At 63.7% G+C, this 12,779-nt stretch carries 18 protein-coding genes and 1 tRNA gene; 8 read left to right on the top strand and 11 right to left on the bottom strand.

From position 1 onward, the window contains the following. Nucleotides 1–38: 38 nt before the first annotated feature. From NDK18_RS16635 to queD, 10 genes are all read right to left on the bottom strand, one after another. Complete coding sequence (locus NDK18_RS16635; RefSeq protein ID WP_250626529.1) at nt 39–461, bottom strand: F0F1 ATP synthase subunit epsilon; 423 nt, start codon at nt 459–461, stop codon at nt 39–41. 51 nt (nt 462–512) lie between these two features. Further along, nucleotides 513–1,925: a F0F1 ATP synthase subunit beta gene (atpD, locus tag NDK18_RS16630; protein WP_250626528.1), complete on the bottom strand. Its 1,413-nt coding sequence runs from the start codon at nt 1,923–1,925 to the stop codon at nt 513–515. Between the two features lie 72 nt (nt 1,926–1,997). Beyond that, nucleotides 1,998–2,894, bottom strand: coding sequence for a F0F1 ATP synthase subunit gamma (gene atpG / locus NDK18_RS16625; RefSeq protein WP_250626527.1), 897 nt, complete (start codon nt 2,892–2,894; stop codon nt 1,998–2,000). A 60-nt stretch (nt 2,895–2,954) separates the two neighbouring features. Next, nucleotides 2,955–4,505, bottom strand: a complete 1,551-nt coding sequence (atpA, locus tag NDK18_RS16620) for a F0F1 ATP synthase subunit alpha (protein WP_250628419.1) — start codon at nt 4,503–4,505, stop codon at nt 2,955–2,957. A 28-nt stretch (nt 4,506–4,533) separates the two neighbouring features. Beyond that, nucleotides 4,534–5,067 carry a F0F1 ATP synthase subunit delta gene (locus NDK18_RS16615; protein WP_250628418.1) on the bottom strand — a complete coding sequence of 178 codons (534 nt, stop codon included), beginning with the start codon at nt 5,065–5,067 and terminating at the stop codon, nt 4,534–4,536. 2 nt (nt 5,068–5,069) lie between these two features. Next, nucleotides 5,070–5,540 (bottom strand): F0F1 ATP synthase subunit B, encoded by a 471-nt coding sequence (locus tag NDK18_RS16610; RefSeq protein ID WP_250626524.1) that lies wholly within the window; start codon nt 5,538–5,540, stop codon nt 5,070–5,072. An 85-nt stretch (nt 5,541–5,625) separates the two neighbouring features. After that, entirely contained in the window at nt 5,626–5,904 is a 279-nt protein-coding gene (atpE, locus tag NDK18_RS16605; RefSeq protein ID WP_250626523.1) for a F0F1 ATP synthase subunit C, read from the bottom strand. A 95-nt stretch (nt 5,905–5,999) separates the two neighbouring features. Beyond that, nucleotides 6,000–6,842, bottom strand: coding sequence for a F0F1 ATP synthase subunit A (atpB, locus tag NDK18_RS16600; protein ID WP_250628417.1), 843 nt, complete (start codon nt 6,840–6,842; stop codon nt 6,000–6,002). Nucleotides 6,843–6,845: 3 nt separating this feature from the next. Continuing rightward, nucleotides 6,846–7,211, bottom strand: coding sequence for a hypothetical protein (locus NDK18_RS16595; protein ID WP_250626521.1), 366 nt, complete (start codon nt 7,209–7,211; stop codon nt 6,846–6,848). A gap of 176 nt (nt 7,212–7,387) precedes the next feature. Next, nucleotides 7,388–7,759: a 6-carboxytetrahydropterin synthase QueD gene (gene queD / locus NDK18_RS16590; RefSeq protein ID WP_250626520.1), complete on the bottom strand. Its 372-nt coding sequence runs from the start codon at nt 7,757–7,759 to the stop codon at nt 7,388–7,390. A 44-nt stretch (nt 7,760–7,803) separates the two neighbouring features. Between queD and NDK18_RS19490 the strand changes: the two genes are divergently transcribed. Beyond that, nucleotides 7,804–8,496 (top strand): addiction module antidote protein, encoded by a 693-nt coding sequence (locus NDK18_RS19490; protein WP_425600648.1) that lies wholly within the window; start codon nt 7,804–7,806, stop codon nt 8,494–8,496. Between the two features lie 48 nt (nt 8,497–8,544). Here the strand turns inward: NDK18_RS19490 and NDK18_RS16575 are convergent. After that, nucleotides 8,545–8,621, bottom strand: a tRNA-Met gene (locus NDK18_RS16575). Between the two features lie 159 nt (nt 8,622–8,780). Here NDK18_RS16575 and NDK18_RS16570 point away from each other — a divergent pair. The 7 genes from NDK18_RS16570 (at nt 8,781) to nudC (ending at nt 12,763) form a co-directional block, all read left to right on the top strand. Then, nucleotides 8,781–9,290: an RNA pyrophosphohydrolase gene (locus NDK18_RS16570; protein WP_250626517.1), complete on the top strand. Its 510-nt coding sequence runs from the start codon at nt 8,781–8,783 to the stop codon at nt 9,288–9,290. Nucleotides 9,291–9,356: 66 nt separating this feature from the next. Further along, complete coding sequence (locus tag NDK18_RS16565) at nt 9,357–9,560, top strand: (2Fe-2S)-binding protein (RefSeq protein WP_250626516.1); 204 nt, start codon at nt 9,357–9,359, stop codon at nt 9,558–9,560. A gap of 117 nt (nt 9,561–9,677) precedes the next feature. Then, complete coding sequence (gene bfr, locus NDK18_RS16560; protein WP_250626515.1) at nt 9,678–10,157, top strand: bacterioferritin; 480 nt, start codon at nt 9,678–9,680, stop codon at nt 10,155–10,157. Nucleotides 10,158–10,230: 73 nt separating this feature from the next. After that, nucleotides 10,231–10,974, top strand: a complete 744-nt coding sequence (locus NDK18_RS16555) for a DUF6776 family protein (RefSeq protein ID WP_250628416.1) — start codon at nt 10,231–10,233, stop codon at nt 10,972–10,974. Then, nucleotides 10,961–11,392 carry a bactofilin family protein gene (locus NDK18_RS16550; RefSeq protein ID WP_250626513.1) on the top strand — a complete coding sequence of 144 codons (432 nt, stop codon included), beginning with the start codon at nt 10,961–10,963 and terminating at the stop codon, nt 11,390–11,392. The genes NDK18_RS16555 and NDK18_RS16550 overlap by 14 nt, the downstream gene beginning before the upstream one ends. 22 nt (nt 11,393–11,414) lie before the next feature. Further along, nucleotides 11,415–11,783, top strand: coding sequence for an iron-sulfur cluster insertion protein ErpA (gene erpA, locus NDK18_RS16545; RefSeq protein WP_250626512.1), 369 nt, complete (start codon nt 11,415–11,417; stop codon nt 11,781–11,783). A 77-nt stretch (nt 11,784–11,860) separates the two neighbouring features. After that, the gene (gene nudC, locus NDK18_RS16540; protein WP_343219726.1) at nt 11,861–12,763 is read left to right on the top strand and encodes an NAD(+) diphosphatase; all 903 of its coding nucleotides are present in this window, start codon (nt 11,861–11,863) and stop codon (nt 12,761–12,763) included. The last annotated feature ends 16 nt before the right edge of the window (nt 12,764–12,779 follow it).

Below are 12,779 nucleotides of genomic sequence, written 5' to 3'. Positions count from 1 at the left end.
CAGTGGCCGGCTTTTTCGCAAACTGCCTGCGACGATGCTTAGTGGCGAACCATCTTGCGCATGCGCTCCAGGGCCTGGAGCTGCGCCAGGGCCTCGGCGAGCTTGGCCTGGGCGGCGCTGACGTCAAGCGTGTCGCCGCGGTTGGCCAGGGCCTGCTCGGCGTCCTTCTTGGCGGCCTGGGCGGCCGCTTCGTCGAGGTCCGTGGCACGGATGGCCGTATCGGCCAGCACCGTCACCACCTGCGGCTGCACTTCAAGGAACCCGCCGTTGACATAGAACGACTGGCGCTCGCCCGAGGCCAGCACCACCTCGACGAAACCCGGCTTCAGGCGCGTCACCAGGGGTGCGTGGCGCGGGGCGATGCCCAGCTCGCCCATCTCACCGGTGGCCACCACCAGGGTGGCGTCGCCGGAGAATTCCTCGGCTTCGGCACTGACGATGTCGACGCGGATGGTATGCATGGGGAGTCCTGATTCGTTGCGTTAGGGAGGATGCGAGCTTAAGAAGGGGCCTTAGGCCGCCTTCTTCGCGCCCATGTCCTCGGCCTTCTTGATGGCTTCGTCGATGCCGCCGACCATGTAGAAGGCCTGCTCGGGCAGGTGGTCCACTTCGCCCTCGACGATCATCTTGAAGCCGCGGATGGTTTCCTTCAGCGGCACGTACTTGCCCGGGGAACCGGTGAACACTTCGGCCACGTGGAACGGCTGGGAGAAGAAGCGCTCGATCTTGCGCGCGCGGGACACGGACTCCTTGTCTTCCTGGGACAGTTCGTCCATGCCCAGGATGGCGATGATGTCCTTCAGTTCCTTGTAGCGCTGCAGCGTGCCCTGCACCTTGCGGGCCACGTCGTAGTGCTCCTGGCCGATCACGGCCGGGTCCAGCTGGCGGCTGGTGGAATCGAGCGGATCCACGGCCGGGTAGATGCCCAGCGAGGCGATCGAACGGCTCAGGGTGACCGTGGCGTCCAGATGCGCGAACGTGGTGGCCGGCGACGGATCGGTAAGGTCGTCCGCGGGCACGTACACGGCCTGGATGGACGTGATGGAACCGGTCTTGGTGGAGGTGATGCGCTCCTGCAGAACGCCCATTTCCTCAGCCAGGGTGGGCTGGTAACCCACGGCGGAAGGCATGCGGCCCAGCAGCGCCGACACTTCGGTACCGGCCAGCGTATAGCGGTAGATGTTGTCGACGAACAGCAGCACGTCCTTGCCCTTGCCCGATTCGTCCTTCTCGTCACGGAAGTACTCGGCCATGGTGAGGCCGGTGAGCGCCACGCGCAGGCGGTTGCCCGGCGGCTCGTTCATCTGGCCGTACACCATCGCCACCTTGTCCAGGACGTTGGAGTCTTTCATCTCGTGGTAGAAGTCGTTGCCCTCGCGGGTACGCTCACCCACGCCTGCGAACACGGAAAGACCCGAGTGCGCCTTGGCGATGTTATTGATCAGTTCCATCATGTTGACCGTCTTGCCCACGCCGGCGCCGCCGAACAGGCCGACCTTGCCGCCCTTGGCGAACGGGCACATCAGGTCGATCACCTTGATGCCGGTTTCCAGCAGCTCGCTGGCCGCTGCCTGGTCGTCGTACGACGGGGCGGCGCGATGGATCACCCACTTTTCCTTCTCGCCAATCGGGCCCGCTTCGTCGATCGGGTTACCGAGCACGTCCATGATGCGGCCGAGCGTGGCACTGCCGACCGGCACCTTGATGCCTTCGCCGGTGTTGCGGGCGACGAGGTTGCGGCGCAGGCCGTCGGTGGAACCCAGCGCGATGGTGCGGACGACGCCGTCGCCCAGCTGCTGCTGTACTTCCAGCGTGATGTCGGTGCCGTCGATCTTCAGTGCGTCGTAAATCTTCGGCACCTGGTCGCGCGGGAATTCGACGTCGACGACCGCGCCGATGATCTGTACAACTTTGCCCTGGCTCATGGATCTGCTCCGGATGGATCTTTGTGTGTACGTGTCGGCGCCGCCGTGGCGTCGCCTGTGGATGTGCTGCCCTTAGACCGCCGCTGCGCCGCCGACGATTTCGGAAATTTCCTGCGTGATCGCCGCCTGGCGCGCCTTGTTGTAAACGAGGGTGAGCTCGTCGATGACCTTGTTGGCGTTGTCGGAGGCGGCCTTCATGGCCACCATGCGGGCGGCATGCTCGCTGGCAAGGTTCTCCAGTGCCGCCTGGTAGACGATGGATTCGATGTAACGGCCCAGCAGGTGCTCAAGCACCGTGCGCGCGTCCGGCTCGTAGATGTATTCCCAGTCGTGCGACTGTTCGGTCTTGATGCCCGCATCGTGGGCTACCAGTTCCTTGGCCACGACATCCAGCGGCAACAGCGTTTCCACCGTCGGCTTCTGCACGATCGTGTTGACGAAATCGTTGTAGACCAGCAGCACGCGGTCCAGGCGGTTCGCCGTATAGGCGTCCAGCACCACCTTGATCACGCCGATGAGGTCTTCCACCCGCGGCTTCTCGCCCAGGTGCGTGGCGGTGCCGATCAGGTTGACGCCCTTGATCCGGCGGAAGAACTGCACGGCCTTCTGGCCGATGGCAACGACGTCGACACCCGCGCCCTTGTCCTGCCACTCACGGATGGTGGTGAGCGTGCGGCGGAACAGGTTGGAGTTGAGGCCGCCTGCCAGGCCGCGGTCGGTCGAGACCACGATGATGCCGATGTTGCCGACGTTCGGCCGCTCGGTGAGGAACGGATGCGGGAAATCGGTGTTGGCCTGGGCGACGTGCGCGATGACCTTGCGCATGGCCTTGGCATAGGGGCGCGAGGCCTTCATGAGGTCTTGCGCCTTGCGGATCTTCGAGGCCGAGACCATTTCGAGCGCGCGCGTGACCTTGCGCATGTTCTGCGTGCTCTTGATCTTGGTTTTGATTTCGCGACCGCTGGCCATGTGCTCTTCCGTCTCGTTGGTTTACCGCGCCGGCGGGCGAACCCGCCGGTGGTGCATCAGTTACCAGCTACCCGTCTTCTTGAACTCGTCCGCCGCGGCCTTGAAGGTGGCCTCGATGTCGTTGTTCCAGTCGCCGGTCTTTTCGATCTTGCTCATCAGCTCGCCGTGGTTCTGGCGCATGAAGGCATGCAGGCCCTTCTCGAAGGGCAGCACCTTGTTGACCGGCAGGTCGTCGAGGTAGCCCTTCTCGGCCGCGAACACCGACACACCGAGCTCGGCGATGGACAGCGGCGAGTACTGCGCCTGCTTCATCAGTTCCGTCACGCGCTGGCCGCGGTCGAGCTGGGCGCGCGTGGCGGCGTCGAGGTCGGAGGCGAACTGCGCGAAGGCGGCAAGCTCACGGAACTGGGCCAGCGACAGCTTGATGCCACCGGAGAGCTTCTTGACGATCTTGGTCTGGGCAGCGCCACCGACGCGCGACACCGAGATACCGGCGTTCACGGCCGGGCGGATGCCGGCGTTGAAGAGGTCGGTTTCCAGGAAGATCTGGCCGTCGGTGATGGAGATCACGTTGGTCGGCACGAAGGCCGAGACGTCGCCGGCCTGGGTCTCGATGATCGGCAGCGCGGTCAGCGAGCCGGTCTTGCCCTTCACTTCGCCGTTGGTCATCTTCTCCACGTATTCCTCGCTGACGCGCGAAGCGCGCTCGAGCAGGCGGGAATGGAGATAGAAGACGTCGCCCGGATAGGCTTCACGGCCCGGCGGACGCTTGAGCAGCAACGAGATCTGGCGGTAGGCCACGGCCTGCTTGGAAAGATCGTCGTAGATGATCAACGCGTCTTCGCCACGGTCGCGGAAGTACTCGCCCATCGCGCAACCGGAATACGGTGCCACGTATTGCAGGGCGGCCGACTCGGACGCCGAGGCCACCACGATGATGGTGTGGGCCAGGGCGTTGTTTTCTTCGAGCTTGCGCACGACGTTGGCAATCGAGCTGCGCTTCTGGCCGATGGCGACGTAGATGCACTTAATGCCGGAGTTTTTCTGGTTGATGATCGCGTCGATGGCGACGGCGGTCTTGCCCGTCTGGCGGTCGCCGATGATCAGCTCGCGCTGGCCGCGGCCGATCGGGATCATCGCGTCGATGGACTTGTAACCCGTCTGCATCGGCTGATCGACAGACTTGCGCCAGATCACGCCCGGAGCGACCTTCTCGATCGCGCTGGTGCCGGCGGCCTCGATCGGACCCTTGCCGTCGATCGGGTTGCCGAGCGCGTCGACCACGCGGCCGAGCAGGCCCGGACCGACCGGCACTTCAAGGATGCGGCCGGTGGTCTTGGCAGTATCGCCTTCACGGATCGACTGGTAGTCGCCCAGCACCACGGCGCCGACCGAGTCGCGCTCGAGGTTCATCGCCAGGGCGTACACATTGCCCGGCAATTCGATCATTTCGCCCTGCATCACGTCGGCCAGGCCGTGGATGCGCACGATGCCGTCGGAGACACTGATGACGGTGCCTTCGTTGCGGGCTTCCGAACCGAGCTTGAACTGCTCGATGCGGTTCTTGATCAGCTCGCTGATCTCAGACGGGTTCAGGGTGGTACTGGACATGGTCGTTTCCTGGAATTTGAAACTGGGTTCAGTGCGTCAGCGCCGTGGCCAGGCGCGCCAGTCGGCCGCGCGCTGAACCGTCGATCACTTCGTCGCCGGTATCGATCACCACGCCACCGAGCAGCGCGGCGTCGACATGCGCCTCGATTTCGATCTCGCGCTTGAAGCGGCGCTTGAGCGAGGCCTTGAGCGTTTCGGCCTGGGCGGTATCCAGCGCCAGCGCGCTGGTCACCTTGACCAGCAAGGTGTGCTCGGACTCGCGCTTCAACTCATCGAACAGCTCTTCGACTTCCGGCAGCAGCGACAGTCGCCGCTGCTCCGCCAGGGCTGCCAGGAACGAGCCGAACGGCGCCCCGGCCTCGATGCCCGACGGCAGGTGCAGGCTGACCAGCTGGGCAGGCTGCACGCGCGGGTCGTTCAGGAGGTCCTGCACACGGGCATCGCCGGAGACGGCCGCGGCGAATGCCAGGGCCCGCGACCAGTCGACGAGCTTGCCTTCCGCAAGCGCGGTCTCGAAAGCCGCGCGAGCGTAGGGACGGGCGAGGGTGAGCGCCTGGGCCATGGTCAGATCTCGGCTGCGAGCTGGTCGAGCATGGCCTTGTGCGAGGCCGGATCGATTTCACGCTGGACGATTTTCTCAGCGCCCCGGACAGCCAACTGGCTTACCTGGGTGCGCAGTTGCTCGCGGGCCTTCTGGGCCATCGAGGCGATGTCGTCCTGGGCCGCGGCCTTCAGGCGATTGATCTCTTCGATGGCGTCCACGCGGGCCTTGTCGATGATCTGGTTGGCCTGCTGCTGGGCCTTGTCGATGATCTCGGCCGACTGCTGCCGGGCCTGCTTGATCTCGACGGCAACCCGCGCATCGGCATCCTTGAGTTCGGCGCGCGCGCGTTCAGCCGCGTCCAGACCATCGGCAACCTTTTTTTGGCGTTCTTCGATGGCGCCGTTGATCTGGGGCCAGATGAACTTGGTGGTAAACCAGACCAGTATCGCGAACGATAACATCTGGCCCAGGAAGGTCATGTTGATATTCATGATCTTACCGATCTCTCCCGAAACGCATTAACGATGCGGCCACCGCAACGGGCAAGCCCGCTGCGGTGGCGATGAACCCGCTGGATCAACCGCCCGTGGCGGCCTTGAGCACGCCCAGCAGCGGGTTGGAGAACGCCAGCAGCAGTGCGATGGCCAGGCCGATGATGAACGCGGCGTCGATCAGGCCGGCGAGCAGGAACATGCGGCCCTGCAGCAGCGGGACCAGTTCCGGCTGGCGGGCAGCGGCTTCGAGGAACTTCGAGCCCATGATGCCGATACCAAGGCAGGCGCCCAGGGCACCGAGGCCGATGATGATGCCGATGGCAATGGCCGTCAGGGCCTGCACGTGTGCGATGAATTCCATGGTGCTCTCCTACGATGCGATAGCGGGTTGGCTAGAACGAAACGAAACGAAAAAGTGGGTTGTAAATCGTGCTGCAGTGACGGGTACTGCCTTGCTCAGTGGTGCTCGCGCGCCATCGCGATATAGACGATGGTCAGCATCATGAAGATGTAGGCCTGCAGCGCGATGATCAGGATGTGGAAGATGGCCCAGCCGGTGTTGAACAGGACGCCAGGCACGAAACCGATCCAGCTGATCATCAGACCGGCGATCAGCATGAAGACCAGCTCGCCGCCGTACATGTTGCCGAACAGTCGCATCGCCAGCGATACCGGCTTGGACAGGTATTCAACGACATTCAGCAGGAAATTAAACGGCGAAAGCACGACTTTCATCGCCGTGCCCTCGGCATGGAACGGCGCGGTGAGCAGTTCCTTGCCGAAGCCGCCAGCGCCCTTGGCCTTGATCCCGTGTGCCAGCACGAGGAAGAACACCGACAGGGCCAGGCCGATCGTGGTGTTCACATCAGCGGTGGGAACCATGCGGAAATACGTGTGATGGGCCACTTCGTGGCCGCGGAACGTGGTAACCAGCCAGCCGGCCAGATCCACCGGCAGCAGGTCCATCGCGTTCATGAAGAACACCCACATGAAGATCGACAGCGCCAGCGGCGTGAGCGTGCGGCGGTCACCGTGGAAGGTGTCCTTGACCTGGGTATCGACGAACTCGACGATGATCTCGACCAGCGCCTGCGCCTTGGACGGCACGCCCGAGCTCGCCTTGCGCGCCAGCAGCCAGAACCACAGGCAGAAGAGCCCACCGAGCACCAGCGAAACCACGATCGAATCCAGGCGGATGTCCCAGAAGGAACCCGCCCCGGGACGCGTCGTCACCACCAGATGCTCAAGGTGATGCTGGATGTATTCGGTCAGACCACCGCCCTGCGGTTCACTTGCCATGCCTCAACCCTTGAATCTGAATGCGAGCAGATTTACCGCGAATGCAGCCGCCAGGCCTGCCAGGGCAGCCAACGGCGGCAGCTTCCAATGAACCAGAACCATGAGCAGTCCACCGACGATCACGACCCATTTCAGGATCATTCCCGCGATCAGACGCCCCAGCATCGCGCCGCCTGCTGCCAGTCCGCTGAAGGTTCGCGCTGCCATAAGCGCGTTGCCCAAAGCGACCAGCAGCGCACTCATCGAGGCGGCCAGTGCATAGCGCCAGCCCAACCCGAGGAATGCGAGGCCCACCAGTGCCGCCACAGCAACCTGCCAAATGAACAGGCGCAAGGCCAGGCGACGACCGACGGAAAGATTGTTAAGCACGCGATGGTTCCCGTGACGGTTTCGCACTAGGCGCCACCGAGTCAACGACGGGCCACGGTTTCGATCCGAGAAAGTATATCAGCGAGCGATTTGGCGTAACAAGCTGCGGGGCTGCGACAGGATGCCTCAGTGCGTGACGCAGCACGCATCGTTCTCGTTGTTTGTACGACTATTTCCTAGTGCGACGCAGCATCCTGGGCCCGATAACTGGCGCCCGAAGTGCAGGTTTCGTGCACCACGACCTGGTCGAGCCCCGGCAAGGACGGCCGCAGCCGCTGGAATATCCACCGGGCCAGGTTCTCGCTGGTGGGGTTTTCCAGCCCCTCGATGTCGTTGAGGTAGTGGTGGTCGAGCTGGTCGTAAAGCGGCGCGAAGGCCGATTTGATGTCGGCGAAGTCCATTACCCAGCCGGTGTGGGCGTCCACGGGGCCTTCGACGTGCAATTCCACTCGGAAGGAATGGCCATGCAGCCGCGAACATTTATGCCCCTCGGGCACGTTCGGCAAGCGGTGGGCTGCTTCGAGGGTAAAGGCTTTGAAAATATGCATCCCGCCATTCTAGTCGAGCGCGGAGTCACATCGGGTTTCTGACTGTGCCTGCGGCGCAGGCCGACAGCGCAAAGGGTAATGCGCTGATATGGAAACTGCTAACCACAGTTGACAATGTGTCAACTGTGGTTGACAATTCGATGCTCGAGATATTCAAAAGCCAAACTTACGGGCAATGGATCGAGTGCCTGCGCGACAACCAGGCTCGTGATCGCATCCAGATGAGGATCATGCGCCTGGCGCTGGGCAATCCGGGACATGTCCGCAACCTTCGGCATGGCGTGAGCGAGTTGAAGGTCGATATCGGACCGGGCTATCGCGTCTATTACCTGATCCACGGCAAGGCGCTGGTTGTATTGCGTGTGGAGGCGACAAGGCATCCCAGGCAAAGGACATCACCAACGCATACCGTATCGCCGACGACTGGAGGCATTCCAATGGCGCGCAAGAGAGAGCCCTTCTCCCGCTATGACACGGCGGACTACCTCAAGACCGACCGCGACATCGCCGGTTACCTGGCTGCATGCTCGGAGGAAAACGACCCGGCATTGATGGCTGCGGCGCTGGGCGACGTGGCCCGGGCGAAGAACATGAGTCGACTGTCGCGGGAGACGGGCCTTACTCGCGAGGGCCTGTACAAGGCGCTGTCGCCTGACGGCAATCCGAGCCTGGCTACGACCATGAAGGTTGCTGCGGCGCTCGGTTTCAAACTGATGCTGGTTCCAGCATCATCGTGAAGGACAACAAAAAACCGCGCCGGGGCGCGGTCTGATGAAAAGGGGAAATGGTGGCTAGAGGCGGGCTCGAACCGCCGACCTCAGCATTATGAGTGCCGCGCTCTAACCAGCTGAGCTACCTAGCCACTTGACCCTTCGAACCCCTGCGAGCTGGACGCGAGGGCCGCGCAGTTTAATTCGTCAGGCCCTAAAGGCACAAGTCTTGCCTTGCCGCGCCTTTGCGCGCTGTGGTTGAATCGGACGCGAGGCAGGCGTAACGCCTGCCGGGCGGCGAAGGAGGCCCGATGATCGACGCAGATGGTTACCGGCCGAATGTTGGCATTGTCCTGCTCAACCAGGATGGGCGGCTGTTCTGGGCCCGCCGCGTCAACCGGGACGGCTGGCAATTCCCGCAGGGCGGGATGCGTAGTGATGAAACGCCGCTGGAGGCCATGTACCGGGAGCTCGAGGAAGAAACCGGCCTTTCCGCGCATCATGTCGAAGTGCTGGGCGCCACCCGCGGCTGGCTGCGCTACAAGCTGCCCAACCGCTTCGTTCGTCACCATCAGCGGCCAACTTGCATTGGTCAGAAGCAGGTGTGGTTCCTGCTGCGTCTCACCGGGGGCGAAGACGCCCTTTGCCTGAACGCCTGCGAGAAACCCGAGTTCGACCAGTGGCGCTGGGTGGATTTCTGGTATCCGGCCGCCAACGTGGTGAACTTCAAGCGCGAGGTCTATGAACGAGCCCTGCGCCAGTTCGCGCCCCTGGTAGAAACCGCCTGTTGCGTGGAAATCGGCAACCTGCCCCGTCCCTGAACGACAGTCCTGGCAGGCATCGCGCGTAGTTGACAATCGTTCGCATTCGCGTTCAAATGCCGTCCCATGTACATCTGCCTGTGCAACGCCGTCACCACCCACGACATCCGCCGTGAAGTCTCCGACGGCGTGCGTGGTTTTGCCGATCTGCAAGCCCGCACTGGCTGCTCGGACTGCTGCGGCACCTGCGAGTCGGAAGCCCGCACGGTGCTGGCCCGCGCCATCGACGAACACGCAACCGCCCTACCCGCCTTCGTCCAGGTCGCTTAAGACCTTCCGCGCGCAAGCGCGAACCATCCCCATTTGCGTTTCTTCAAGGCATTTTCGCCTTGGGTATAGTGCCGGCTGTCAACGCATCCGCGCACGCAGCTACCCAGGGAGACGGCCATGAAAGGCGACGCAACGGTCATCGAGTTCCTCAACAAGGTGCTCTACAACGAACTGACCGCGATCAACCAGTATTTCCTGCATTACCGCATGTTCAAGGACTGGGGTTACAAGGAACTGGCCGAGCATGAGTACAAGGAATCGATCGAGGAAATGAAGCACGCCGACAAGGTGATCGAGCGCATTCTTTTCCTTGATGGACTGCCCAACCTGCAGCGCCTGGGCAAGCTTCGTATCGGCGAGAACGCCATCGAATGCCTGCGCGGCGACCTTGAGCTGGAATACGAAGCCCTGAAAGACCTCCGCGAGGGTATTGCCCATAGCGAAGGCATCCATGATTACGTCAGCCGCGACCTCTTCAAGAACATCCTTGCCGAGGAAGAAGAGCACATCGACTGGCTGGAAACCCAGTTCAGCCTGATGACTGATATCGGCAACGAGCGCTACCTGCTGAGCAAGGTCGGCGAACTCTCCAGCTGAAGCTGCGTCACGTTTCCTTGACGCTTCGCGCGAAAGCCGGGTATACCTCGGCTTTTGCGGCAATCCCCAACCCATGGCCTCCAGCCCCACACCGCGCTTCGTGGTGCAGACGGTCGACGCTCGAGCCGAGCGCCGCCGTCGGGTAGTCGTGGCCGCGGGGTTGGCAGGCTGCCTTGTGGCCGGCCTTTTGATCGGCTGGCTGGCCGGGCACGCCGGGGCCGTCCCGGGGGCCGTTGGCGACCATGGCGCGGCCAGGCAGCTGGCAGCCGACAACGAGGTGCTCCGGCAACAGGTGGCCAACCTCACGCGCGACAACCAGGTGGGGGCGGTGGCGGCCAACGAGCTCAAGCACACCCTCGCCGAGCGCGAAGAACAGCTCAACGGCCTGCGCAACGACCTTGGGTTCTATTCGCGGCTGGTCGGGGGCGGTGACCAACGGCAAGAACTTACCGTGCAGGATGTCCGCGTATCGCCCATCGCCGGCAGCCACGCCTGGAACCTCACCGTCACGCTTACCCAGAATGCGCGCCGCGGCGCGGACACCAAGGGCCGCATCACCCTCGCGGTGGAAGGCCTGCGCGGCGACAAGCTCGCCGTACTCGACGCCAAGGATCTCGGGGGAGCCGTCCAGGCGGGAGGCCTGGACTTCTCCTTCCGCTATTTCCAGCAGTTACACACCACCCTGGCCCTACCCGCCGACTTCCGACCGACGCGCCTGCGCATCGGCGTGGATGCCGACGGCAGCGACGCGGCAACCCGCACCGTCGCCTGGGCCGACGCCAGCCAGACTTCGGGGGATAACCATGTTCAACAATAACAAGCCCACCAAGGGCGCAGCGCCCTCACAACGCGCGCCTGAAACCAGCCTCATCGCCAGCGGCACCGCCATTACCGGCAATGTCCGCTTCAGCGGGGCGCTGCACCTGGACGGCAGCATCGACGGCTCGATCCAGGCCGAGCCCGACAGCCAGGCCGTCTTCACCCTGAGCGAGCACGGTCGCGTCACCGGTGAGATCCGCGTTCCGCATGCGGTGATCAACGGCGCGGTCAAGGGCGACATCCATGCCTCGGAAAGGCTGGAACTGGCCGCCCAGGCGCGCGTGGAGGGCAACGTCCACTACACGGTGCTCGAGATGGCCGCCGGTGCCCAGGTGAACGGCAAGATGTCCCACGCCGGCGTCGCCGGCCCGCAGCGCCAGCTGGCCGCTCCCGAGGAAGAACCCCAGGAGGCTTGACCTGCACGGTTTCGCCGCCATCATGATGGATATGGAAAACGCCCCCGACTACCGCGCCGCCCAGGCTCCCCTGGTATTTACCGAGGCGGCCGCGAAGAAAGTCCACGAGCTGATTGTCGAAGAAGGCAATCCCGGCCTGAAGCTGCGCGTGTACATCAGCGGCGGCGGCTGCTCGGGGTTCCAGTATGGTTTTACCTTCGACGAGGAAAAGGCCGAGGACGACCTCTCGATCGATCGTGACGGCGTCACCCTGGTGGTCGACCCGCTGTCCCTGCAATACCTTACCGGCGCCGAAATCGACTATGCCGAATCGTTCAGCGGTTCGCAGTTCGTCATCCGCAATCCGAACGCCCGCACCACCTGCGGCTGCGGTTCCTCGTTCTCGACCTGAGCCTGGCACCGATGCAGGCAGCGGCGGGGGCGCGCAAGGGGCGGACCAACACATTCGCCGGGACGATCCTGGATCGCGTGTCCGAACACCGCGACGATCAAGCATGGGTCGCGGCAAGGCTTGCCGAACCCGGCACCCGCTTCATCGTGATCGGCCCGTCGGGCGAAACGCTGAAAGTGGCCAACGGCGACGCACCCTTGTGGCTGGACGACGCCACGCGGCAGCAGTACCTGGCGCCATTGACGCCGACCTTGCTGGGTCTGGCCGATGGCCGCGCCTATTTCATGCTGGTGGCCGACGCTGAATTGACGAAGGCGCTCGCCGATAGTGCTGCAGCCACGTCCGTGGATCTTCGCCGCGCCGGCCTCAGCTTCGATCCCTTCGACGCTGGCATCTTCGCCTACGCCAAGGGTTTGGCCCATTGGCAAAACGAGACCCGCCATTGCGCCTATTGCGGCGCGCCGGGGGTGCTGGTGGCTTCGGGCCACCGCGTTCACTGCACCAACGTCAGCTGCGGCCGCCTGCATTTTCCCCGCACCGATGCCGCGATCATCGTGATCGTGGAGCACGAGGGCGCCTGCCTGCTGGGACGCCAGCGCAGCTGGCCGCCGGGACGGTTCTCCACCCTGGCCGGCTTCATCGAGCCTGGTGAATCACTTGAAGACGCGGTGCGCCGCGAAGTGGCCGAAGAGGCTGGCGTGGAAGTGTTGGATGTGCACTACCACTCGTCGCAGCCCTGGCCGATGCCGGCATCGCTGATGGTCGGCTTCACCGCCTTCGCGCGCTCGCGCGACATCCGCTATCGCGACCAGGAACTGGAAGAAGCCCGCTGGTTCACCCCGGAGGACATCCGCCAGGGCATTGCCGACGGCAGCCTGCTGGTGTCGCCTTCGGTCTCGGTGTCCTATCGCCTGCTCGAGCATTGGCTGGCCGATCGCGGCTACGACCTGGGCGCGATGGTCGCAGCCGGCACGCGCTGACTGGCACAATGGGCCA

The sequence above is a fragment of the Pinirhizobacter soli genome (assembly GCF_015905305.1).
Taxonomy (GTDB): domain Bacteria; phylum Pseudomonadota; class Gammaproteobacteria; order Xanthomonadales; family Rhodanobacteraceae; genus Pinirhizobacter; species Pinirhizobacter soli.
The sequence above is the reverse complement of the archived record's forward strand: the minus strand, read 5'-3'. Positions and strand labels throughout refer to the sequence as shown.